This window comes from Xenorhabdus kozodoii, assembly GCF_002632875.1.
GTDB lineage: Bacteria > Pseudomonadota > Gammaproteobacteria > Enterobacterales > Enterobacteriaceae > Xenorhabdus > Xenorhabdus kozodoii.
Genome location: NZ_NJCX01000019.1, coordinates 68,558 through 93,463 on the forward strand (window position 1 = coordinate 68,558; position 24,906 = coordinate 93,463).

General features: G+C 44.8%; 21 protein-coding genes and 1 pseudogene. 14 read left to right on the top strand and 8 right to left on the bottom strand.

The features are described from left to right. Positions 1–54 precede the first annotated feature (54 nt). The 5 genes from lon to bolA form a co-directional block, all read right to left on the bottom strand. Positions 55–2,409 (bottom strand): endopeptidase La, encoded by a 2,355-nt coding sequence (gene lon, locus Xkoz_RS13445; protein WP_099142646.1) that lies wholly within the window; start codon positions 2,407–2,409, stop codon positions 55–57. 205 nt (positions 2,410–2,614) lie between these two features. After that, positions 2,615–3,889 carry an ATP-dependent protease ATP-binding subunit ClpX gene (gene clpX, locus Xkoz_RS13450; protein WP_099142647.1) on the bottom strand — a complete coding sequence of 425 codons (1,275 nt, stop codon included), beginning with the start codon at positions 3,887–3,889 and terminating at the stop codon, positions 2,615–2,617. A 145-nt stretch (positions 3,890–4,034) separates the two neighbouring features. Then, a complete protein-coding gene (clpP, locus tag Xkoz_RS13455) occupies positions 4,035–4,658 on the bottom strand; it encodes an ATP-dependent Clp endopeptidase proteolytic subunit ClpP (protein WP_099142648.1) in 624 nt (207 codons plus the stop codon). A gap of 273 nt (positions 4,659–4,931) precedes the next feature. After that, on the bottom strand, positions 4,932–6,236 hold the full coding sequence (gene tig / locus Xkoz_RS13460) for a trigger factor (RefSeq protein WP_099142649.1): 1,305 nt from the start codon (positions 6,234–6,236) through the stop codon (positions 4,932–4,934). Between the two features lie 377 nt (positions 6,237–6,613). Further along, positions 6,614–6,937, bottom strand: a complete 324-nt coding sequence (gene bolA / locus Xkoz_RS13465) for a transcriptional regulator BolA (RefSeq protein WP_099142650.1) — start codon at positions 6,935–6,937, stop codon at positions 6,614–6,616. Positions 6,938–7,187: 250 nt separating this feature from the next. Between bolA and Xkoz_RS13470 the strand changes: the two genes are divergently transcribed. From Xkoz_RS13470 to Xkoz_RS13515, 9 genes are all read left to right on the top strand, one after another. Then, positions 7,188–7,775 (top strand): lipoprotein, encoded by a 588-nt coding sequence (locus tag Xkoz_RS13470; RefSeq protein WP_099142651.1) that lies wholly within the window; start codon positions 7,188–7,190, stop codon positions 7,773–7,775. 72 nt (positions 7,776–7,847) lie between these two features. Continuing rightward, on the top strand, positions 7,848–9,377 hold the full coding sequence (gene ampG, locus Xkoz_RS13475; protein ID WP_099142652.1) for a muropeptide MFS transporter AmpG: 1,530 nt from the start codon (positions 7,848–7,850) through the stop codon (positions 9,375–9,377). A 281-nt stretch (positions 9,378–9,658) separates the two neighbouring features. Beyond that, positions 9,659–10,426, top strand: coding sequence for a nucleoside-specific channel-forming Tsx family protein (locus tag Xkoz_RS13485; RefSeq protein WP_099142654.1), 768 nt, complete (start codon positions 9,659–9,661; stop codon positions 10,424–10,426). A 350-nt stretch (positions 10,427–10,776) separates the two neighbouring features. Continuing rightward, the gene (gene cyoA / locus Xkoz_RS13490) at positions 10,777–11,742 is read left to right on the top strand and encodes a cytochrome o ubiquinol oxidase subunit II (RefSeq protein WP_099142655.1); all 966 of its coding nucleotides are present in this window, start codon (positions 10,777–10,779) and stop codon (positions 11,740–11,742) included. 4 nt (positions 11,743–11,746) lie between these two features. After that, positions 11,747–13,729 carry a cytochrome o ubiquinol oxidase subunit I gene (cyoB, locus tag Xkoz_RS13495; RefSeq protein ID WP_099142656.1) on the top strand — a complete coding sequence of 661 codons (1,983 nt, stop codon included), beginning with the start codon at positions 11,747–11,749 and terminating at the stop codon, positions 13,727–13,729. Then, a complete protein-coding gene (locus tag Xkoz_RS13500; RefSeq protein ID WP_099142657.1) occupies positions 13,729–14,340 on the top strand; it encodes a cytochrome o ubiquinol oxidase subunit III in 612 nt (203 codons plus the stop codon). The genes cyoB and Xkoz_RS13500 overlap by 1 nt, the downstream gene beginning before the upstream one ends. Next, a complete protein-coding gene (locus Xkoz_RS13505) occupies positions 14,340–14,672 on the top strand; it encodes a cytochrome o ubiquinol oxidase subunit IV (protein ID WP_099142658.1) in 333 nt (110 codons plus the stop codon). Before Xkoz_RS13500 ends, Xkoz_RS13505 begins: the two co-directional genes overlap by 1 nt. A 12-nt stretch (positions 14,673–14,684) precedes the next feature. After that, positions 14,685–15,569, top strand: a complete 885-nt coding sequence (gene cyoE / locus Xkoz_RS13510; RefSeq protein ID WP_099142659.1) for a heme o synthase — start codon at positions 14,685–14,687, stop codon at positions 15,567–15,569. A gap of 244 nt (positions 15,570–15,813) precedes the next feature. Next, positions 15,814–17,187 carry an MFS transporter gene (locus Xkoz_RS13515; protein WP_099142660.1) on the top strand — a complete coding sequence of 458 codons (1,374 nt, stop codon included), beginning with the start codon at positions 15,814–15,816 and terminating at the stop codon, positions 17,185–17,187. Between the two features lie 114 nt (positions 17,188–17,301). Here the strand turns inward: Xkoz_RS13515 and Xkoz_RS13520 are convergent, their stop codons facing one another. Then, positions 17,302–17,793 (bottom strand): YajQ family cyclic di-GMP-binding protein, encoded by a 492-nt coding sequence (locus Xkoz_RS13520; RefSeq protein WP_099142661.1) that lies wholly within the window; start codon positions 17,791–17,793, stop codon positions 17,302–17,304. Between the two features lie 174 nt (positions 17,794–17,967). On the opposite strand from Xkoz_RS13520, the gene panE reads away from it, so the two are divergent. Both panE and yajL read left to right on the top strand, forming a co-directional pair. Then, positions 17,968–18,882: a 2-dehydropantoate 2-reductase gene (panE, locus tag Xkoz_RS13525; protein WP_099142662.1), complete on the top strand. Its 915-nt coding sequence runs from the start codon at positions 17,968–17,970 to the stop codon at positions 18,880–18,882. Further along, entirely contained in the window at positions 18,842–19,438 is a 597-nt protein-coding gene (gene yajL, locus Xkoz_RS13530; RefSeq protein WP_099142663.1) for a protein deglycase YajL, read from the top strand. The genes panE and yajL overlap by 41 nt, the downstream gene beginning before the upstream one ends. Before the next feature lie 124 nt (positions 19,439–19,562). On the opposite strand, the gene thiI is transcribed toward yajL, so the two are convergent. Continuing rightward, positions 19,563–21,011, bottom strand: coding sequence for a tRNA uracil 4-sulfurtransferase ThiI (gene thiI / locus Xkoz_RS13535; RefSeq protein ID WP_099142664.1), 1,449 nt, complete (start codon positions 21,009–21,011; stop codon positions 19,563–19,565). Positions 21,012–21,265: 254 nt separating this feature from the next. On the opposite strand from thiI, the gene xseB reads away from it, so the two are divergent. The 3 genes from xseB (at position 21,266) to dxs (ending at position 24,508) form a co-directional block, all read left to right on the top strand. Further along, positions 21,266–21,523 carry an exodeoxyribonuclease VII small subunit gene (xseB, locus tag Xkoz_RS13540; protein WP_099142665.1) on the top strand — a complete coding sequence of 86 codons (258 nt, stop codon included), beginning with the start codon at positions 21,266–21,268 and terminating at the stop codon, positions 21,521–21,523. A 4-nt stretch (positions 21,524–21,527) separates the two neighbouring features. Next, positions 21,528–22,460, top strand: coding sequence for a (2E,6E)-farnesyl diphosphate synthase (gene ispA, locus Xkoz_RS13545; protein ID WP_099142670.1), 933 nt, complete (start codon positions 21,528–21,530; stop codon positions 22,458–22,460). 182 nt (positions 22,461–22,642) lie between these two features. After that, the gene (dxs, locus tag Xkoz_RS13550) at positions 22,643–24,508 is read left to right on the top strand and encodes a 1-deoxy-D-xylulose-5-phosphate synthase (RefSeq protein WP_099142666.1); all 1,866 of its coding nucleotides are present in this window, start codon (positions 22,643–22,645) and stop codon (positions 24,506–24,508) included. A gap of 278 nt (positions 24,509–24,786) precedes the next feature. Here the strand turns inward: dxs and Xkoz_RS13555 are convergent. Next, positions 24,787–24,906: pseudogene (locus Xkoz_RS13555) on the bottom strand (IS982 family transposase); the annotation flags it as partial.

The following is a 24,906-nucleotide window of genomic DNA, read 5'->3' on the forward strand; positions in this document are numbered from 1 at the left end:
AGTCTGAATTTACTCACCAACCTGAATTTTAGGCATAGTTATTGAATTAGCTCACTATTTTAGTGATACCACTTCTGCACCAAATGCGGGTTCCTGCAATGCAAGAGCTAAAACATCTTCTATACGCTTAACAGGATGGATTTCCAAATCCTGGATCACATTTTGTGGAATTTCTTCCAGATCGCGTTTATTGTCGTCTGGGATCAAAACGGTTTTAATTCCCCCACGGTGCGCGGCCAGCAGTTTCTCTTTCAGGCCACCGATTGGCAGAACTAAACCACGCAGCGTAATTTCCCCTGTCATAGCCACGTCAGCACGAACAGGATTACCTGTCAGGCAAGAGACCAACGCAGTGCACATTGCAATCCCCGCACTTGGGCCATCTTTTGGTGTCGCACCTTCGGGTACATGAACATGAATATCACGTTTTTCATGGAAATCGGAACTGATGCCCAGTTTATCGGCACGAGCACGGACGACTGTCAATGCCGCTTGGATGGATTCCTGCATCACTTCACCCAATGAACCGGTATAAGTTAATTTACCTTTACCGGGTACACTGGCTGTTTCAATCGTCAGTAAATCACCACCCACTTCTGTCCACGCCAGACCAGTTACCTGACCCACTCGATTTTCTGTATCAGCACGGCCATAATCCACTTTTTGCACACCCAGATAATCTTTCAAATTACCGGCATTAATTTCGATGTGCTTAAGCTCCTTATCCATCAATAACGCCTTGACCGCCTTACGACACAGTTTGGAAATTTCACGTTCCAAACTACGAACGCCAGCCTCACGCGTGTAGTAACGGATAATGCCAATAATGGCATCATCAGCAATAGTCAATTCGCCCTTTTTCAGCGCGTTACGCTCAATCTGTTTTGGTAACAGATGACGTTTGGCAATATTCAATTTTTCATCTTCGGTATAGCCCGATAGACGAATAACTTCCATACGATCCAACAATGGGGCTGGAATATTCATGGAGTTAGATGTTGCCACAAACATGACATCAGAGAGATCGTAATCGACCTCAAGGTAATGATCGTTAAATGCGATGTTTTGTTCAGGATCAAGCACTTCTAACAATGCTGAAGCAGGATCACCACGCATGTCAGATGACATTTTGTCAATTTCATCCAATAAAAACAGTGGGTTTTTAACCCCGACTTTGGACATTTTCTGGATTAATTTACCTGGCATTGAACCAATATAGGTGCGGCGATGACCACGAATTTCTGCTTCATCACGTACGCCACCCAGTGCCATACGCACATATTTACGCCCGGTTGCACGGGCAATAGAACGACCCAATGAGGTTTTACCCACACCAGGAGGCCCTACCAGGCAAAGTATTGGTCCCTTGATCTTGCTCACACGGCTCTGTACCGCAAGATATTCAAGAATACGCTCTTTGACGCGCTCCAAACCATAATGGTCGGTATCCAGTACTTGCTGGGCTTTGACTAAATCTTTTTTTACCTTGCTACGTGAAACCCAAGGAACTTGTACCATCCAGTCAATGTAACTGCGAACAACGGTGGCTTCTGCTGACATCGGAGACATCATTTTTAATTTCTGCAATTCAGCTTCCGCTTTTTCGTGCGCCTCTTTCGGCATTTTCGCGTCTTCGATCTTGCGTTTCAGCGTCTCATACTCATCAGGTGCATCATCCATCTCACCCAATTCTTTCTGGATCGCTTTCATTTGCTCATTCAGGTAGTACTCGCGCTGGCTTTTTTCCATCTGTTTTTTAACGCGATTGCGAATACGTTTTTCTACCTGTAGCAGATCGATTTCAGATTCCATCATTGCTATCAAGTATTCAATACGCTCAACGACATTGGACATTTCCAAGACTGTCTGTTTGTCATTGATTTTCAAAGGCATATGTGCAGCGATGGTATCTGCCAATTTTGCTGAATCTTCAATACTGTGCAACGATGTCAATACTTCTGGCGGGATCTTTTTGTTCAGTTTGACATAACCTTCAAACTGATTAATGACTGTTCTTACCAGTACTTCTTGCTCACGCTCATCAACCTCAGGGGATTCAAGGTATTCAACTTGTGCATAGAAATACTCGCTATTATCCGTCAACGTGGTAATACGAGCACGCTGCAAGCCCTCAACCAGAACTTTTACGGTGCCATCTGGTAACTTCAACATCTGTAAAATAGAAGCCACTGTACCTACGGAGAAAAGATCATTGACTCCCGGCTCATCAGTAGATGCTTCTTTTTGCGCGACCAACATGACTTTTTTGTCATGTTCCATTGCTGCTTCCAGGCAATGAATCGACTTCTCACGCCCAACAAACAGAGGGATCACCATATGTGGGTAAACCACTACATCGCGCAAAGGCAATACAGGGATTTCTATGCGTTCGGAACGCTCAGGATTCATAGAGCTCTCTCTTCGTTTAGCTTTCGCCAGTTTTAGGAATCTCGTGAAACACGGTTTTCACGAGTTTCACTTCAAAGAATACAAAATATATGGGGACAGGAATCTGACATTCAATAGCCTAGACCGGCAAAAAACAAAATGAGGGAGAATCCCTCATTTGTTTTTTCAATGCGTATTGATAATCAGCACTTCCGACCCTATTTCTTCACTCACCAGAAACTTGGGCATCCGGCTTGCTATATATCAATAATGGTGCGGAGTTATCTTCAACAACCGTTTCATCAACGACAACTTTCTCTATATGTTCCATCGATGGCAGATCGTACATTGTATCCAGCAAAACACCCTCAACAATGGAGCGAAGGCCACGGGCACCCGTTTTACGCGCCATGGCTTTTTTCGCGATGGCAGCCAATGCTTCTTTTCTGAACTCCAGTTCAACACCCTCAAGATTAAACAGGGCTTGATACTGTTTGGTCAGCGCATTTTTGGGTTCCTGTAGGATTTGGATCAGTGCTTCTTCATTAAGTTCAGTCAATGTTGCCACGACGGGCAAACGACCGATGAATTCAGGAATTAACCCAAATTTGATTAAATCTTCCGGTTCAACCTGGGACAGCAATTCACCTTCTGTTGCTTTCTCCGATTCCCCTTTAACTGTAGCACTAAAACCAATGCCTGAAGTGATATTCAAACGCTGGCTGACAACTTTATCCAAACCGGCAAACGCACCGCCACAGATGAACAAGATCTTGGAAGTATCAACTTGCAAGAACTCCTGCTGTGGATGCTTACGGCCACCTTGAGGAGGAACCGCTGCCACAGTGCCTTCAATCAGTTTCAACAGGGCCTGTTGAACCCCTTCTCCTGAGACATCACGGGTAATTGATGGGTTATCAGACTTACGGGAAATTTTATCTATTTCATCAATATACACGATACCACGTTGTGCTTTCTGCACGTCGTAGTCACATTTTTGCAGCAGTTTTTGGATAATATTTTCTACATCTTCCCCAACATAACCGGCTTCGGTTAATGTCGTGGCGTCTGCCATAGTAAACGGAACGTCTAAATAGCGAGCTAATGTCTCTGCCAACAACGTCTTACCGCTACCTGTCGGGCCAATCAACAGAATATTACTTTTACCGAGTTCCACACCGTTAGTGGCAGATTCGCCATTACGTAATCTCTTGTAATGGTTATAAACCGCAACCGCTAACACTTTTTTCGCTGTTTCCTGGCCGATAACATAATCATCCAGATGTTGGCGAATTTCATGAGGAGTAGGCAATGCGCTACGCTCGCGATGTGGTATCAGCTCTTTAATTTCTTCGCGAATGATATCATTACATAAATCGACACATTCATCGCAGATATACACTGACGGGCCGGCTATTAATTTCCGTACTTCATGTTGGCTTTTCCCGCAGAAAGAGCAATACAGCAGCTTTCCTGAACCGTCTTTGCGCTTATCTGTCATCAGTCAACCTCACTTTATGAACTGTTATCCCAGTCTGTCCGGCATAACAGAAAAAACGCTGTCATTACTCCACCTAGCTTGGCGTCAACATCAAGAAACGCTCAGAGAAAGACTAGCATCGGAGTAATAAAGTAATTATTAATAATTAGCCGCGCTGGGTGAATATACTATCAACCAACCCGTATTCTACGGATTCTTCGGCTGATAAGAAACGATCGCGTTCGGTATCCTTAACGATCTTCTCAAGGGATTGTCCGGTATGTTTCGCCATCAATTCGTTCATCCGCGCTTTAACCTTGAGTATTTCCTGTGCATGGATTTCAATGTCAGTCGCCTGTCCCTGAAAACCACCGAGTGGCTGGTGGATCATAACCCTGGAATTTGGCAGACAGAAACGCTTCCCTTTTGCTCCAGCGGTCAGCAGGAATGCCCCCATTGAACAGGCCTGCCCCATACAAATAGTACTCACATCTGGTTTGATAAACTGCATTGTGTCGTAAATAGACATGCCTGCCGTAATAACCCCACCCGGTGAGTTGATATATAAATGAATATCTTTTTCTGGGTTTTCTGCTTCCAAAAATAGCATTTGGGCAACGATCAAATTCGCCATATGATCTTCAACAGGCCCAGTCAGAAAAATAATACGTTCCTTTAATAAGCGGGAATAGATATCAAATGCACGCTCTCCACGCGCTGTTTGTTCAACCACCATCGGCACCAAAGACATGTTAGGTGCATATTGATCTTGCTTGCCACTGTATGACATTTCCGTCTCCTAATAGAACTCACGCTGGTGCCATTCATAACTGATTCTACTTGAGATAAGCGATGATGACTATGATCCAAAGTTAACTAACAAGGGGACCTTCCCCCTCTAAAAAGTAGTAAGCTCTTACATAATAGTAAGAAAGGATATGAGGTTAAATCTGTTTTTTTCAAGAACAATAAAAAAAACCCGCAAGCGTAGCCTGCGGGTTTACTTCGATTCACTGCATTGAGAGTGAGAGTTTCATCATCTCAGGCAATCAATAAATGAAACTTATGCCAATTGATTTTGGTTCATCAGTTCATTGAAGCCAGCTTCTTTTTCAGAAACTTTCGCTTTGCCCAGAACAAATTCAACAGCCTGCTCTTCCAGAGCAATGTTGCGAATGTTGTTCATCATTTCTTTATTTTTGTTGTAGTACTCAACAACTTCTTTTGGATCTTCATAAGCGGCTGCCATCTCTTCGATCAACGTAGTCACGCGATCGTCTTCGACTTTCAGCTCATTGCTGCTGATCACTTCGCCTAACAGCAAGCCAACAACAACGCGGCGTTTAGCCTGCTCTTCGAACAGTTCACGTGGCAGAGCCATAGCTTGTTCTTCTTTGCCGCCAAAACGCTGAGCAGCCTGACGGCGCAGTACATCAATTTCACTATCAATAACGGCCGCAGGAACGTCAATGTCGTTAGCCTTAACCAGACCATCAAGAACCTGAGTTTTGATGTTGTTACGGACGGCATTTTTCAGTTCGCGTTCCATGTTCTTACGAACTTCAGCACGCAGACCTTCAACAGTTGCCTCGGCAATACCAAAACGTTTGATAAACTCTTCAGTCAGTTCTGGCAGTTCACGTTGTTCAACTTTTTTCAGGTTGATCACGAACTTCGCAGCTTTACCTTTCAGGTTTTCTGCATGGTAATCTTCTGGGAAATTCACATCAATGGTAAATTCTTCCCCTGCTTTGTGACCAACGATACCGTCTTCAAAACCTGGGATCATACGACCCTGACCCATTGCCAGAACGAAATCCGTTGATTTACCGCCTTCGAATTCTTCACCATCAATGGAACCCGTGAAATCAACAGTTACGCGATCTTCCGCAGCCACTGCTTCATCGGTTTCTTTCCAATCTGCCTGCTGTTTACGCAACGTGTCCAGCATGCTGTCGACGTCTGTATCTTTGACTTCAACAACCGGTTTTTCAACTTCGATTTCTTCCAGACCTTTCAGTTCAATTTCTGGATAAACTTCAAATTCAACTGCGTAAGTGAAGTCTTCGCCTTCTTTAAACTGTTCAGGCTTGTAGCTTGGCGCACCTGCTGGATTGATTTTCTGTTCAATGATCGCATTGATGAAATTGCGTTGCATCAGATCACCCAGAACATCCTGAAGAACAGAAGCACCGTAACGCTGCTTAACGATCTTCATTGGCACTTTGCCCTTACGAAAGCCGTCGATACGGGCTTTCTTTGCTACATTAACCAGTTCACTGTCAACTGCTTTTTCGATATCGGCAGCAGGTACGGTGATTGACACACGACGCCCAAGGCCTTGAGTGGTTTCAACAGAAACTTGCATCTTGTTACCTCAAAAAAATCATAGTGCTCGGTCAACTTCAGAATGACTGCAATGCTTAAGACAAGCTCATTGCAGTACTCTTTAAGAACCGGGGCGGTCGCATTTAAAAACCGAGAATCCCTGTGATCAGAAGCGTCCCGAAACCATTCTAAAAATTTAGACGCAGCATTATAGCGGCGCAGACAGTATGAGTCGAGAATTGCAGACAAAAGCATGCACGATTTGTTGACTTATGTGATAGACGTTGCTCAATGACTGCATCACGATATTGTTTATCCAATATAGATAAACAAAAAGACAGCCCGAAGGCTGCTGGATAAAATTAAATCTGGATTAATAAAACAAAGGCAAATACGTGATTTATTTATCCAGAAAAATTATAATGTTGAGGTCGTTGTACTTCCACCACGACACGCCGGAGAAGCTAAAACGGTGTCTTCTAATTCGATCCACTCTTTTTCCGTATAAGTATGAAGCGCCAAAGCGTGTACACCTTCCTCTAATTCTTTGACCAAGACGCTATACACTGCACGGTGGCGATTAAGCATTTTTTGTTCAGCAAATTCATTGCTTATGATAATGATTTTAAAATGGCTTTCAGAACCCGCAGGCACATTGTGACGATAACTTTCATCGATCACTTCCAGGTGAGAGGGCTTGAATGCCGCCTGTAACTTTGTTTCTATTTCTTGACGAACCATCCCATTCTCCTAAATCACCAAAGGTTATTTATCAACCACATTATTGATTCTAGTTTATTTCCCGTGATTTATAACATCATGAGTAACTAAATCTTTTTAACATAATTTACCTAGGGTATTTCTCGCTATATTTTAAACCGTGTTTCCAGCATCAGGGATATGCCGCTCCCAATGGCGATGCTATGATTACTGCGGTTTAAATTACCTGTATTAATATTGAGTATCTGAATCTTAAATTGAGAAAACCTAAATGCTAAAGAAAATATTTATTCCATTGATTACGCTTTTCTTTTTATCTGGGTTATCTGGCTGCGCTGACTCAGGCAATACATTAGCCATTCAACCCAAAATTGCCCTGCCACCAGCAGATCCAACCATGAAAGCGATTACAGTCAGTATTAGTGGGGTCGATCATCGTCAATCTCAAGCCCTGGCGCAAATTAATCGTGATGCACGTTTAGTGACCTTGGTTCCTTCCCGTGACTTACGCTTTTTATTGCAAGAAGCACTGGAAAAGCAAATGGTGGCTCGCGGCTATATGATCGGTTCTCCCGCCAATGCCAATTTGCAGATTGTTGTAAATCAACTCTACGCTAATGTGCAAGAAGGTAGCCTTCGGCATGATATTTCGACCAAAGCTGACATCTCTATCATTGCTTATGCGCAAGACGGGAGTAAACAAACCAAAAACTATCGTACCAGCTACAATGTTCAGGGGCCATTAGGTGCAACAAACGCAAAAATTGCTGATGCGGTCAATACTGTCTTATCTGACGTGATTGCAGATATGGCTCAAGATGCGTCAATCAGCACCTTTATCAAACAAAACGTCCGCTAATAAGGATAATAAATAAACTTTCTGCCTAATTCTGACAAAACGAGATGATATGCAGAAAGTTTTGGGAGGCTCATGACTAACCACCGTTATTTAAACCTATCTGCACTACGCAACTACCGAACCCTTCTATTACTGGGCTTTGCCTCAGGTCTGCCTCTTGCACTCACGGCTGGAACGTTACAAGCATGGATGACTGTCGAAAATGTCGATATCCGCACTATCGGTTTTTTCACTTTGGTTGGTCAAGCCTATGTTTTTAAGTTTCTCTGGGCGCCTGCGATGGATCGATATACCCCGTCATTTTTGGGACGCCGACGGGGATGGATGCTCACGACTCAACTTTTATTAATAGTCAGCATTGCGGCAATGGGGTTCCTTCAACCTTCCCAACACCTGTGGTGGCTTGCAGTATTGGCTGTTACTGTTGCATTCTTCTCAGCTTCCCAGGATATTATTTTTGACGCCTATAAAACCGACTTGCTGTCACAGGAAGAGCGAGGTTCGGGTGCCGCCATTTCCGTGCTGGGCTATCGGTTGGCTATGCTAGTTTCTGGGGGATTAGCCTTGCTGCTCGCCACCTATATTGGCTGGCAAGGTATGTATTGGGTTATGGCTGTCATGATGCTGATTGGGGTTTATGCCACGCTCACCGCGAAAGAACCCGACATTAATACAGCACCACCAAAAACATTGCGTCAAGCGGTATTGGAGCCACTGGTTGATTTTTTCAGCCGTAACAATGCCTGGCTTATCCTGCTACTCATTGTATTGTACAAGCTGGCAGATGCTTTCGCCCTCTCGCTCAGCACCCCTTTCCTGATCCGGGGTGTTGGTTTCAGTCCAGCCGAAGTCGGTATGATCAACAAAACCCTCGGACTCGCAGCAACTATTGTCGGTGCATTATACGGTGGCTATTTGATGCACAGGCTAAGCCTGTTCCGTGCCCTGATGATCTTTGGCATTCTTCAAACCGTTTCAAACTTCGGTTATTGGATACTTGCCATTACCCCTAAAGATATCTACACAATGGGGGCTATGGTTTTTCTGGAAAATATCTGTGGTGGCATGGGAACCGCAGCGTTTGTTGCGCTTCTAATGACTTTATGTAATAAATCATTTTCGGCAACACAGTTCGCGTTGCTTTCTGCATTATCAGCCGTTGGCCGCGTTTATGTCGGCCCTGTCGCAGGATGGTTTGCACAGGCTTATGATTGGCCAATGTTCTATCTATTTTCTGTGGTTATCGGATTGCCGGGGCTTATATTGTTGCTCGTCTGCCGTAAGACACTGGCTTATACCCAGCAAAATGATGATTTTCTCCCACGAACACGCTTCAAAAAGGCTTACAAATCAGCCTTTATTATCATGATATTGGCTGCGCTGATGTTCATAGTTTGGTTAATTATCAACAGCGTACTGTTTATCATCACTCATTTAGTCTCTCTGATATACACCCTATCACCAGAAAGTATGCTGTATCTGCATGAAGTCAGCGAATGGATATCCCCACTGTTATCCTGGAGTGTCATGATTGGAGCCTCAGGCTTTCTTTTAGGAGGAATACTGGATTATTTAGCGTTAAGGAAAAAGAAACTCATTTAGTCTACTACCTCACTTGATGCTTTTTCCTATCTGTCTACAGCGGAAGGCTGCAAAGTTCAGTCTTCTGCTGTCAGTTCATGTTGCTGGCTTGTTTATATTGCAAGTTTATAGTGACCAACTTCACAAGAAGAACAAAAACTCGCAATTATGTGGCCTGAAAGACATTTTTTTCAAGGTGAAATTATTTATATTTTAACTAACAAATATTATTATTTGAACGCATATTATTTCGAGCTATTCGAAATATCATTAACTACCACAGAACCATATAAAGGGAATTTATGAAAAGACGTATTTTGACACTCACCGCCGTTGCCGCAGCCTTAGTTTCTGCTTCAGCCAGCGCGGAATACCAGTGGGGGTTTGGCAATGTCAGCATGAACTACCTTGACTGGAACAAACATACTACTCATAAAACCGGACAAACCTCGCATAAGGATGATTTTGCTTATTTAGAACTGGAAGGTGGAGCAGGATTTAGCTGGGGCGAGCTATATGGTTTTGCTGATTTAGAGAATCCTTTTAACAGCAAAACAGCCCAGCCAGGTGATAACCAACGTTACACTTTCAAGACAACCGGCCGCTTCTATCTGGGTGAGACGGGTTTCAACCTTTATGGCCATGTCTATGGAACCTATTCATTACCGGGTAAAGCAAACGGTGGAAACTTCCATGAAGTAAATACCCTTTACGGATTAGGCTATAACGCGAATATTGCTGGCCTGTGGTTCAAACCTTTTGTCGCCCTGCACTATGTTGACCAAACTTTCTATTCAGGAAATAACGGTTATGTCGTAGGCTGGGTTGCAGGATACGATTTCAACCTTTGGGAACAAAAATTTAGCGTGACAAACTGGAATGAAATTGAATTAAACCGTAATGAGCGCTACGGCAACGGCGGACGCGAAGGCATCAATGGAGCCATCGCATTATGGTGGACACCAACACCTTCTTTGACAACTGGAATTCAATACCGCTATGCGGATAACAAACTGGGAGAAGACTTCTTACAGGATGGTATTGTTTACAGTATAAAATATAACTTCTGATAACCAGTTTAATTGGTGAGCAGCCTGATGCTGCTCACTGAAACCGATAAATAATAATTATCTTACCCATAACAAAGCGTATTTCAGCTTTTTTTCTTTGATTTTTACCAGAATTTTTCTTTTTAAAATAGAGAGTTATTTGGAATTAACGCTCTATTTTGATTTTTTAGTTAAGATAACCAACCGAAATTAACGTTTTGTTAAATTTAGAATCACATGTGATCCCTCTAACATAAAAAGCCTACAAGCCAACCTGCTTCTATTACAATTGTTTACACTCCGGTAACCTTACCGTAGAATGCCCCCACTGATGAAACGACAATAAAGCTTTTGTTATCTGGGGTCGCTCAATGAGACTTATGAAATACAAAAAAATTATTGGGTTATCGTCACTACTCGCAGCCACGTTAATGCTAAGTGGTTGTGATATGGTATTGATGAATCCCAAAGGTGCGATCGGCGCCGAACAAAAAACGCTGATACTGACGGCGTTTGGCTTGATGCTGATCGTTGTTATACCGGCTATTGTAATGGCAATCATTTTTGCCTTACGCTACCGGGAAGCCAATAAATCTGCAACTTATCGTCCAAACTGGGCACACTCAAATAAAATTGAGCTTGTCGTTTGGACAGTGCCTATCCTGATTATCATCATCTTGGCAACGATTACATGGAAAACGACTCATGAACTCGATCCATATAAGCCATTGGACAGTGATGTAAAACCGGTGACGATTGAAGTTATTTCCCTTGATTGGAAATGGCTGTTTGTCTATCCGGAACAGGGTATTGCAACTGTAAATGAAATTGTATTCCCTAAAGATGTTCCAATTAACTTCAAAATCACCTCAGACTCTGTGATGAACTCTTTCTTCATCCCACAGTTGGGTGGTCAGATTTATGCAATGGCGGGCATGCAGACAAAATTGCACCTAATTGCTAACTCAGCGGGTAAATACGACGGATTCTCAGCAAGTTACAGTGGTCATGGCTTCTCAGGCATGAAATTCACTGCAACCGCGACTGATGATCGTGCAGGTTTTGAAGAGTGGGTGCAGAAAGTTAAAGCATCACCTAAAACCCTGGATACCGTGCAAGCATTCAATGAATTGGCTAAACCTAGCCAAAACAACCCAGTTGAATACTTCTCAAGTGTGAAACCAAAACTGTTCCAAGAGACTATCGCCAAATTCATGGGTGACATGGGTCATGGTGGTATGCATGGCATGGCGAGTCATGGCAAAACAGGGCAGGGTGAAGCTGCGGGTCATAATATGAATATGAGTCAGCCGGCTCATTCAGCTGTTGAGGAATAAAGGCATGTGGGGAAAATTAACACTGGATGCGATCCCATTACATGAACCCATTGTTGTGGTGACATTGTTGGGGATCCTGCTTGGGGGACTGGTCGTTGTTGGTTCCCTGACTTATTTCCGTAAATGGAAATGGCTCTGGAGTGAATGGTTAACCAGCGTTGACCATAAGAAAATTGGTGTCATGTACATCGTCGTTGCCATGGTGATGATGCTCCGTGGTTTCGCTGATGCCATCATGATGCGAGGACAGCAAGCCCTGGCTTCCGCAGGTGAAGCCGGTTTCCTGCCCCCGCACCATTATGATCAGATCTTCACCGCCCACGGCGTTATCATGATCTTCTTTATGGCGATGCCTTTCGTTGTCGGCCTGATGAACATTGTTGTTCCTCTGCAAATCGGCGCACGCGACGTTGCATTCCCATTCTTGAACTCTTTGAGCTTCTGGCTATTTGTTGTCGGTGTCGCACTGATTAACATCTCTCTGGGGGTGGGTGAATTTGCCCAAACGGGCTGGTTGGCATATCCACCGCTATCGGGTCTGGAGTACAACCCAGGCGTCGGTGTTGACTACTGGATATGGAGTCTCCAGCTCTCTGGTGTCGGCACATTGCTGACAGGCGTTAACTTCTTCGTGACCATCCTGCGCATGCGTGCACCCGGTATGTCCATGATGAAAATGCCCGTCTTCACTTGGGCATCACTGTGCACCAACATCCTGATTATTGCTGCGTTCCCAATCCTGACTGTAACCATCGCGTTGCTCACCCTGGATCGTTATCTGGGCACCCATTTCTTTACCAACGATATGGGCGGCAACATGATGATGTACATCAACCTGATTTGGGCTTGGGGCCATCCTGAAGTTTACATTCTGGTTTTGCCTGTCTTCGGTATTTTCTCCGAAGTCACCGCAACTTTCTCGAAAAAACGCCTGTTTGGTTATACCTCTCTGGTATGGGCGACCATCGTTATTACCATCCTGTCGTTCATTGTATGGTTGCACCACTTCTTTACCATGGGTTCTGGCGCGAACGTCAACGCCTTCTTTGGTATCGCCACGATGATTATCTCTATCCCAACTGGGGTTAAGATCTTCAACTGGCTGTTCACCATGTACCGTGGTCGTATTGAATTCAAAACTCCAATGCTATGGACGGTAGGTTTCTTAGTGACCTTCTCCATTGGTGGTATGACCGGGGTTCTGCTGGCCGTACCAGGCGCAAACTTTGTTCTGCACAACAGTTTGTTCCTGATCGCTCACTTCCATAACGTTATCATCGGTGGTGTGGTATTCGGCTGCTTCGCAGGGACAACTTACTGGTTCCCGAAAGCATTCGGCTTCACACTGAATGAAAAATGGGGTGTTCGTGCATTCTGGTTCTGGATCACGGGTTTCTTCGTTGCCTTTATGCCACTGTACGCGCTAGGCTTTATGGGGATGACTCGTCGTCTGAGCCAGGATATCAACCCAGAATTCCACCCTCTGCTGGTGGTTGCCGCGGGCGGCGTTGTCTTAATCGCCTTAGGCATTCTGTGTCAGATTACCCAATTCTACGTCAGTATCCGTGACCGTCACCAAAACCGTGATCTGACTGGTGATCCGTGGGGTGGCCGTACTCTGGAGTGGTCAACTTCATCTCCACCGCCATTCTATAACTATGCCGAGGTTCCACATATTCAGACTCGTGATGCATGGTGGGACATGAAAGAAAAAGGCACTGAATATAAGCGTCCAGCGAAATATGAAGAAATTCATATGCCGAAAAATACCGGCGCAGGTGTGATCATCAGTGCTTTCTGTCTGACCTTAGGCTTTGCTTTGATCTGGCATATCTGGTGGATGGCTATTGCAAGCTTCGCTGGCATCATCATCAGTTGCATCGTGAAAAGCTTTGACGAGGACGTTGATTATTACGTTCCTGTCGCTGAAGTCGAGAAAGTTGAAAATCAGCGTTACGAAGATCTGAGAAAGGCAGGTGTGAAATAATGTCGACTCAAACCCTTAACAACACAGCCGCCCATGAGCATCATGGGCACCACGACACTGGAGCCAACAAGATCTTTGGCTTTTGGGTCTACCTGATGAGTGACTTGGTTCTGTTTGCCAGTCTGTTCGCTACCTATGCAGTGTTAGTTAACGGCACTGCGGGTGGCCCATCTGGTAAAGATATTTTTGAACTGCCATTTGTATTGGTCGAAACCTTCTTGCTGCTATTTAGTAGCATCACCTATGGTTTCGCCATGCTGGGCATGAACAAAGGTAAAACGAGTCAAGTTAATTTGTGGCTATTTATTACCTTCCTGCTTGGCCTTGGCTTCATTTCAATGGAAGTTTACGAATTCCATAAACTGATCTCAGAAGGTTTTGGTCCTGACCGCAGTGCATTCCTGTCGGCCTTCTTCACACTGGTTGCCACTCACGGTCTGCACGTTACGGTTGGTCTGATTTGGATCGTTATCCTGATGATCCAGGTTTCACGCCGTGGCCTGACTGATGTGACCCGTATGCGTCTGAACTGCCTCAGCCTGTTCTGGCACTTCCTTGACGTTGTATGGATCTGTGTATTTACTGTCGTTTATCTGATGGGAGCTATGTAATGAGTCATCCAACTACTTCTCATTCCGGCGCAAGCCACGGTAGCTTCAAAACCTATATGATTGGTTTTGTTCTGTCAGTCATACTGACCGTGATCCCATTCTGGATGGTGATGGATGGCACTGCTGCACACAGCACAATCCTGGTGACAGTAGTCGCTATGGCTGTGATTCAGATTTTTGTCCATTTCATCTGCTTCCTGCACATGAATACATCGTCTGAAGAGCGTTGGAACCTAATTGCCTTAATATTCACACTATTGGTCATCGCTATCGTTGTTGTTGGCTCCCTGTGGATCATGTACAACCTGAACATCAATATGATGGTTGATTAAGAGTTGATTTGAATGATTAAGCAATACCTGCAAGTGACCAAACCAGGAATTATTTTCGGAAATCTAATTTCTGCGATTGGTGGTTTTCTACTCGCTTCCAAGGGCGTAATAGATTACCCCTTGTTCTTTGCTACGATGGTCGGGGTATCGCTGGTGGTAGCATCAGGTTGTGTATTCAACAACTATATCGACCGCGATATTGACCGAATCATGGAAAGAACGAAAGAAAGGGTCCTTGTGAAAGGACTTATCGATCCGAAAATCAGCCTGATTTACGCCTGCGTGTTAGGTATTGCTGGCATCGTGCTGCTCTATGTAGCAGCCAATGCCCTGGCAATGCAGTTAGCTCTCATCGGGTTTGTCATTTATGTTGGGGTTTATAGCCTCTACATGAAACGAAAATCTGTATACGGCACGCTGGTTGGTAGCTTGTCAGGCGCAGCACCTCCCGTGATTGGTTACTGTGCAGTAACGGGACATTTTGATACAGGCGCGTTGATCTTGTTGTTGATTTTCAGCTTGTGGCAAATGCCCCACTCCTACGCCATTGCCATTTTTCGGTTCAAAGATTATCAAGCGGCCAACATCCCAGTATTGCCAGTGATTAAAGGTATCTCCGTCGCGAAAAACCATATCACTCTATATATTCTGGCCTTTATGGTTGCCACTTTGATGCTCGCCATCAGTGGTTATGCAGGTTATAAATACCTTATCGTCGCTGCTGCAGTCAGTATCTGGTGGTTGGGTATGGCATTATCAGGTTATAAAACCGCTAATGACCGTATCTGGGCCCGTAAGTTATTTCTGTTTTCTATCGTTGCTATCATGTCATTAAGCGTCATGATGTCTGTAGATTCAGCAGCATCTCCAGAAAACCTACTGACTTACGTCTGGTAATATTTAGATGGCAGGGTTTACCCTGCCCTCTTTTCCTTTCTCTTCTCTCTGTGTTCAATGACAACTTATTCGATGACAAACATTTCTTTTTCGTTTGTTCTCACCTATACCCATCCAACGTCAAGGTGCCGCTTGCAAACCCATGTGAGTGTTGATATCTCCCCGCTGCGCGGGGAGATATCAGACGCATCTTGAAAGGCAACAGGTATAATCGCAATGTCATATCAGATTTTTTGAGGTATCCATGAACGATAATAAAATGACTCCGCTTGAACTTCGGGCGACATGGGGCTTAGGTTCGGTTTTCTCCCTGCGCATGTTAGGCATGTTCATGGTTTTACCTGTGCTAACCACCTATGGTTTAGAGTTACGTGATGCGACTGAAGCACTTATCGGAATAGCAATTGGCATCTACGGCTTAACCCAAGCAATATTTCAGATCCCATTTGGGCTTCTTTCAGACAAAATTGGCAGGAAGCCTTTAATCATCGGCGGGCTTCTCATTTTTGTATTAGGCAGTATCATTGCCGCCTTAAGTGACTCTATTTGGGGGATTATTATTGGCCGAGCCTTGCAAGGCACCGGAGCAATTTCTGCCGCTATCATGGCATTACTTTCAGATCTGACTCGTGAACAGAATCGAACAAAAGCAATGGCATTTATCGGTATTAGCTTCGGCATTACATTCGCCTTTGCCATTGTCGTTGGCCCTATTATCACCCACCAAATTGGGTTAAATGGCCTCTTTGCAGCCATTGCAATCCTTGCTGGCTGTGGGATTTTTATCACCCTGTTTGCCGTACCAACGACACACCATCATTTGCTAAATCGCGAGTCAGGTATCGCACGTGGCAGTTTCAAACGGGTGCTTTCAGATCCCCAACTCGTCAAACTCAATTTTGGTATTCTCTGCTTGCATACCCTATTGATGTCGAGCTTTGTTGCCCTGCCCCTCGTTATGGAAAAAGCCGGTTTTCCTGCACAACAACACTGGAAAGTCTATTTAATTACCACACTCATCTCTTTTGTCGCTGTTCTGCCTTTCATTATTTATGCAGAAGTAAAACGTCGCATGAAGCAGGTCTTTTTACTGTGTATAGCGATGCTATTCATCGCTGAAGCTGTTTTATGGTCTCAAGGCTCGCATCTTTGGGGGATTTTTGCAGGCATTCAAATTTTCTTCCTGGCATTTAATATCATGGAGGCTATTTTGCCTTCACTTATTAGCAAAGAAGCGCCTGCGGGTTACAAAGGCACGGCTATGGGCGTGTACTCAACCAGCCAATTCCTTGGCGTTGCTTTGGGAGGCAGCCTTGGGGGAATGCTTTACGAATGGCAAGGCGCATCGCTCGTCTTTATGGCAGGTATCGCGCTGACCGCAGGCTGGTTTATTATCAGCCTGACTTTACGGCAACCCCCTTATGTCAGCAGCATCCGGCTCATTTTGCCAGAGCAGCTAAGCAATCCTGACATTTTGGAGAAAAAGATATCAGCGCAAGCCGGTGTAAAAGAAGTTGTTATCGCGCCAGAAGAGCTTAGTGCCTATATCAAAGTCGATACCAAACTCACTAATCGCGAACAGTTAGAACAGCTTGTGTTATCTCATAATAGCTTGTGATATGTGTAGTCATTAATTATGAAGGGAAGCACTCATTTTTATTGAAATTACCCGGCTTCCCTTTAGTCGTTAAATGCGTCCAGGAGGACGCATTTATTTTATTCAAAATAGGCATTAATCGCGGAAATTAGTGAACTGGAAAGGCTGCCCCAGTTCTGCACCACGAACCAATGCAATGACACCTTGCAAATCATCGCGTGCCTTACCTGTGACCCGCACCTGCTCACCTTGGATCTGAGCCTGTACCTTCAATTTACTGTCTTTAATCAGCTTCACAATCTTCTTCGCTAACGGTGTATCAATACCTTGCTGTAAGGTTGCTTCAACACTGTACGTTTTGCCGCTATGAACCATATTTTCAGGAACATTAAGTACGGAACCATCAATTCCACGTTTAGCAAATTTTTCCCGCAAAATATCGACAAGTTGGTTCACCTGAAAATCAGACTCACTGGCAATTTTGATTGATTCATTCTTTTCATTTAACTCAAAACTTGCGTTGACGTTGCGGAAATCCCACCGACTACTTAACTCCCGCTGTGCGTTTTCGACTGCATTACGCACTTCCTGCATATCAACTTCGGAAACAATATCAAATGATGGCATTACCCGTCACCTCCAGCTAATCAATAAATCGGCATGATAACCGCTTTCCATTATTGGCAAAAGCTCTATACTCGGAAAGCCCAACGATCTCTCTGCAATTGCCCTATTTTGAGATCAATTAGCGTTAAATGACGAGCCGAGGTAGCCCATGAAAGCGTCCCTCAAGGAAGAAATATGAAAATAACCGTTCTTGGCTGTGGCGCTATAGGTAAACTGTGGCTTGCCGCCTTATCTCAACAGGATCATCGTGTTCAGGGCTGGCTAAGAGTTCCACAACCTGTGATTTCCGTCCAGCTCGAAAACTTTAATGGTCAGGTTTTTAAGCAACAATTTCCTGCCAACGACGAAAAACACCTTGCTGAAAGCAAGTTACTGCTGGTTTGTTTAAAAGCATGGCAAGTTTCTGATGCAGTTAATCACCTTGCCGGCAAACTTTCCCCTCATTGCCCCATTCTGTTATTGCATAATGGGATGGGAACCCAAGAAGAGTTAGCCCCTCTGCCCAATCCCATTTTACTGGGTGCAACAACGCATGCTGCCTATCGAGAAAATGACATTGTGTACTATAAGGCACAAGGAATGACTCACATTGGCGCCGTGACAGCGAATGCCGCCAAACTCAGCAATCTGGCCGATATTTTACACAGCGCCCTGCCCGATGTAGCCTGGCACAATGAAATACATGCTATCAGTTGGATGAAACTTGCCGTCAACTGTGTCATCAATCCCCTCACCGTTATCTATGACTGCAAAAATGGTGAATTACGGCATCATCAGCCACAAATTCAGGCATTATGTGACGAAATTTATCAGGTTATGAAACATGACAATATCCATACCACCAAACAAACACTGATTGATTACGTCATGAATGTGATCGAGCAAACCGCTGACAATTATTCATCCATGCTGCAAGATATACGGGCACAGCGACATAGCGAAATAGACTACATCACAGGTTATTTAATACGTCGGGCCCGTACTCACGGTTTGCCTATCACAGAAAATACCACTATTTATCATTATATTAAGAGCACGGAGGAAAAATATGAGCACCTCAGCCCTTATTTGTCTCGCTCACGGCAGTGAAGAGATCGAAGCTGTCACGACGATTGATTTACTTGTTCGGGCGGGGATCTACGTTACCGTAGCCAGCACAGAAACCGATGGTTCTCTCACATTAACCTGCTCACGCGGCGTCAAAATCGTTGCCGATGTCCCCTTGGTGGCGGTTGTTGATGAAGATTTTGATGCCATTATTCTGCCAGGAGGCATAAAAGGTGCAGAATGTTTTCGAGACAGCTTACTGGTAGTAGAAAAAATTCGGACAGCACAAAGCCAGGGAAAAATCATTGCAGCAATCTGCGCATCTCCTGCAATCGTACTGGAATATCATCAACTATTTCCTGTTGGAAATATGACCGGCTATCCCAGCATGCAGGATAAGATTGCGCCAGAAAAATGGATTGATAAACGGGTTTATTTTGACGAAAGGGTTAATTTATTGACCAGCCAAGGGCCTGCCACGGCTTTTGATTTCGCCTTGAAGCTGATTGAGCTGTTGAAAGGAAAAGAGAAAGCCGCAGAGGTTGCCGCTCAACTCGTTTTACCGCCCGGCATTCATCATTACCAAAACGTCCTGTAATCATCTCACCGCAACACATTTCAAGTTGCCGGCCAAGAAAGGTAGAAGAACAACTTGAAACATCTTGGGCGAGATACTTAGGCTGCCTATCGGATCGGTTCCGTAAGCAGCCCTTGACGGCAAATTAAGGTCGATACACCTTCACATTATCGAAGCCTTGTTCACGCAGATAAAGTGCCTGCAAACGGCTCATCACACCACGATCACAATAAAGCAGATACGTTTTTTCTTTCGGCAGATCACCAAACTGGGTGCCCAGCTTATAGAAAGGCAATGACTGAATTTCAATACCATCGATCTTTAACGGGCGGTCATCCTGCTCATCAAGCGAACGGATATCTAACAACACATCATTAGGGGAAAGTGCCGATACCATTTCCACTTCCACCACTTGCTCACGGGTTTGCTCTGCAATTTGGCGGATATCCAGATTCTGGGCTTCACTAATCACCCGCTCTAAGATCTCAAAATCAAAATTGTCTTCTTCTGCTTCAATTTTGGCTTTAACCGCTTTCACTGTTGGGCTTTTAGATATAACACCACAAAATTCTGGCATAGTGCGGGCAAAATCCTCGGTGCCAATCTCGCGAGCCAGCTTAATGATATGCTCTTTATCATGGGAAATTAGGGGACGAAGGACTAACGTATCCGAAACATTGTCAATCAACCTTAAGTTAGTCAAAGTCTGGCTGGATACCTGCCCCAAAGCCTCACCGGTGACGATCGCCTGCACACCATAGCGCTCTGCAACTTTAGACGCCGCCCTGACCATCATTCTTTTCAGCACAACCCCCATCTGACCATCATCCACTTTTTCCAGAATTTCAGCCACGACAGGCTCGAAATTGACAGCAACGAAACGGACTTTGTGCGAACTGCCAAACCGACTCCACAAATAATGGGCAACCTGTTTGACACCAATTTCATGGGCTGCGCCACCAAGATTAAAGAAACAGTAGTGCACACGGCAGCCACGACGCATCAACATATAACTGGAAACACCAGAATCAAACCCGCCGGAAATCAACGACAGTACATCTTCCTGCGTACCGATAGGAAAACCACCAATCCCTTCATGACGGGCTTTAACCAGAATCAGCTTATCCTGATCAATTTCCAGATTCACGGTGACATCAGGCTGGGTCAGTTTCACTTTGGCTGAGTCAATATGTTGATTCAGCCCGCCACCAACATAGCGTTCGACTTCGCTGGAGGTAAAACTGTGTTTACCGCGACGTTTTGCGCGAACACAAAATGTTTTGCCATGCAGTAAATGGCCATACGCTTCGTGAGCTTGCTCAAAGATATGATGCAGATCACGAAAATCCCGCTCTTCTACTTGCAGGATATGGTGAATACCTGGAATACGTGTCAGTGCGTCACAAATTTCTGCACCGAGGTTTTCATTCTTAACCCGAACTTCGATATTATCCCAATGACGAACAACAGCAATGCCCTCGCCAAAGGTTTTCAACACATTGCGAATATTGCTGGCAAGAATTTTAATGAAGCGCAACCGGACGGTCTGGCTCTTGATCGTAATTTCTGGGAATAATTTAATGATAAACTTCATAGTAAGATATAGTAGTCATTCAATGTTGAACTATCACAAACAATATCAATGATTGTTCTTAAGTGTTCAGTTGGATAGGGCGCAGAGTATAACACCATCTGACTATATCACCTGTAAAAAATCGACTGCAAAAGCCAACTATAAAAAATAGTGGTAGCGCATGATTTATTTTTCTTGGTGTAGTAGGGTACTCTGCAATTCTGTAACGAACTTGCTTTGCTGTAATTCGTTAAATAACCATAAGTTAAGTCATTATGTCTAAAGCAAATCAAACATCAGCAACCGAACAAGTGCCAGCATTCGAGACCTCTCTCAAAGAGCTGGAAGAGATTGTTATTCGGCTAGAATCCGGGGAACTCCCATTAGAAGATGCGTTGAATGAATTTGAACGTGGTATTCAACTTGCAAGACAAGGACAGAAAACGCTTCAACAGGCAGAGCAACGAGTGCAAATTTTATTGAACCATGATGCACAATCGCCACTTGATGAATTTTCGTCCGATGCTGAGTAAATTTATGTCTGAACAATATAAGGCTTCTTTTGCAGAGCAATCTTTTGAAGAAAGATTGCATGCGTGTCAGCAACATATTAATGACAAGCTGACGGCACTATTTTCTTCATTGCCCTTTTTAAACAGCTCATTAGGCACAGCAATGCAATATGGTGCGGTATTGGGTGGAAAACGGCTGCGCCCGTTTTTAGTTTACAGCGTGGGAGACATGTTTGGCCTCCCCAAAAAGAGTCTTGATGCCGCCGCCCTCGCGTTAGAGTGCATCCATGCCTATTCATTGATCCATGATGATTTACCTGCAATGGACAACGACGATCTACGTCGCGGGCAGCCCACCTGCCATATCAAATTTGGTGAAAGTCAGGCGATTTTAGCCGGTGATGCATTACAATCACTGGCTTTTGAAATTTTGGCAAAACAGGACATGCCAAATGTGGCCTTATCCGATCGCCTTGCCATGATCGCAGAGCTGGCCAGCGCCAGTGGATTTGCCGGCATGTGTGGTGGACAATCACTGGATTTGGCAGCAGAAGGTCAACAGATCGATCTTGCCGCGCTGGAACAAATCCACCGACATAAAACAGGTGCATTAATACGTTCAGCCGTCCGGTTGGGCGCTTATAGTGCAGGGCAACCTGGTCGTGAAGTACTGCCCTTGCTGGAGCAATACGCTCAAGCCATCGGTCTGGCATTTCAGGTACATGATGATATTCTGGATGTCGTTGGCAATACTGAAGTTATTGGCAAGCGTCAGGGCAACGATCAGCAACTCGGCAAAAATACCTACCCTGCATTATTAGGTTTGGAACAAGCCCAGAAAAAAGCCAGGGATCTGTATGAAGAAGCGCTTAATGTCCTTACGGAACTGGAAAAACTGTCCTATGACACCGCAACTTTGAAGAAATTGGCGGGTTTTATCATTGAGAGAAACAGCTAAAGAAACCGGTCATATTGATTGATAGATTAATATGACCACAAATTTATACCCCCAATAGATGACAAGTTGCGGCTCGGCAGTACAAAGCGCCTTATGGGGTGAACCCAAAAATTACACACTGATAATAACAGGGTTCTTAATATTCAACTTCTAACGGATATAGCATTTTATACAGGCATAACATGAGCATTGATATAGCGAAATATCCAACATTGGCATTGGCGGAAACTCCAGAAGAGCTGCGCTTGCTACCCAAAGAAACCTTGCCAAAGTTATGCGATGAACTGCGTCAATTTTTGCTGAACAGTGTCAGCCGCTCCAGTGGTCACTTTGCTTCCGGCCTTGGCGCTATCGAATTAACCGTCGCACTCCACTATGTTTATAAAACCCCTTTTGACAATTTAGTCTGGGATGTTGGTCATCAGGCCTACCCGCATAAGATTTTGACTGGGCGTCGTGATCGCATTAATACGATTCGCCGAAAAGATGGCCTTCACCCCTTCCCGTGGCGAGAAGAAAGTGAATATGACACTTTGTGCGTCGGTCACTCATCCACGTCAATTAGCGCCGGTTTAGGTATGGCTATTGCGGCCAAACACGAAGGCAAAGGCCGCAAGACGGTATGTGTCATTGGCGATGGCGCCATTACGGCGGGCATGGCGTTTGAAGCCATGAACCATGCCGGCGATATCGATCCCGACATGCTGGTTATTCTCAACGACAATGAGATGTCTATCTCTGAAAACGTAGGAGCATTGAATAATCATCTGGCACAAATTCTGTCTGGCAAGCTGTATACCACCCTGCGTGAAGGTGGCAAAAAAGTTTTTTCCAACCTGCCGCCGATCAAAGAGTTATTGAAAAAAACGGAAGAGCACCTGAAAGGTATGGTGGTTCCTGGGACGCTGTTTGAAGAGCTTGGGTTCAACTACATCGGCCCTGTTGATGGTCATGACGTACTGGCGCTGACCCAGACGTTGAAAAACATGCGTGAATTAAAAGGGCCACAATTGCTGCATATCATGACTAAAAAAGGTCGTGGTTATGCGCCAGCGGAAAAAGATCCTATCAGCTGGCATGCGGTTCCCAAATTTGATCCGGCGACAGGTTCTTTGCCCAAAAGCGCGGATACTCGCCCGACATTTTCCAAAATCTTTGGTGACTGGCTGTGTGAACAAGCGGCCCATGATAAAAAACTGATGGCGATCACCCCAGCCATGCGGGAAGGCTCAGGTATGGTGCGTTTCTCGCGTGAATATCCTGAGCAATATTTTGATGTTGCAATCGCTGAGCAGCACGCCGTCACCTTTGCCGCAGGTTTGGCGATCGGCGGCTACAAACCTATCGTCGCCATTTACTCCACCTTCCTGCAACGTGCTTATGATCAGGTGATCCACGATGTCGCCATCCAAAACCTGCCCGTCTTGTTTGCCATAGATCGTGGCGGCATCGTCGGTGCAGATGGTCAAACCCATCAGGGGGCATTTGACCTTTCTTTCCTGCGCTGTATCCCGAATATGGTCATTATGGCGCCCAGCGATGAAAATGAATGCCGCCAGATGCTGCATACCGGATACCATTATCAAGGCGGTCCGACGGCTGTCCGTTACCCTCGTGGTGCGGGGACAGGCGCTGAACTCCAACCGCTGGAAACATTGTCCATCGGCAAGGGTGTGATCCGCCGTCAGGGAGAACGCATTGCGATCCTCAACTTTGGTACATTTTTACCTTACGCGCTGCAAGCGGCTGACTCACTGAATGCAACCGTTGTGGATATGCGTTTTGTCAAACCTCTGGACAAAGAGCTGGTACTGGAAATGGCCGCCAGCCACGAGCTGCTGGTGACGTTGGAAGAAAACGCCATTATGGGCGGTGCCGGCAGTGGTGTAAACGAACTGCTGATGCAGGAAAAATTATCGGTTCCTGTATTAAATCTGGGTTTACCCGATGACTTTATACCACAAGGAACGCAGCAAGAACTTCACACTGATTTAGGACTCGATGCAGTGGGTATTCAAAATAATATCGAGAAATATCTGGCTCAATAATCACTAATAATGGATGAGTGTTTTTATTAAACATTCATCCAATTTCATTTCTTTTTTCAATTCTCACCCCCTTATCTTTTCTCTTTCAAACATATTATTTATTACAGTTCCACTATTTATAATTGCAGAAAAATAATCATTCATATACCAGTCGCCTTTCAAGATGTGTCTTATATCTCCCCGCTACGCGGGGAGATATAAGCACTCTCATTGGCTTGCAACCTGCAACTTGAAGTTGGATTGGTATATAACCAAGATGTAATTAACCCGAATTCTGCTTAAGCCGTCATTGAAAAATTGTCTTCTGAGTAGAAAACTTTCAGTGATGGCTTCTTTAATTTAAGGCAGTAAGCAATCAATCCCCCTAAGACGCACAACAGAAAGCCTTTTATACTTCG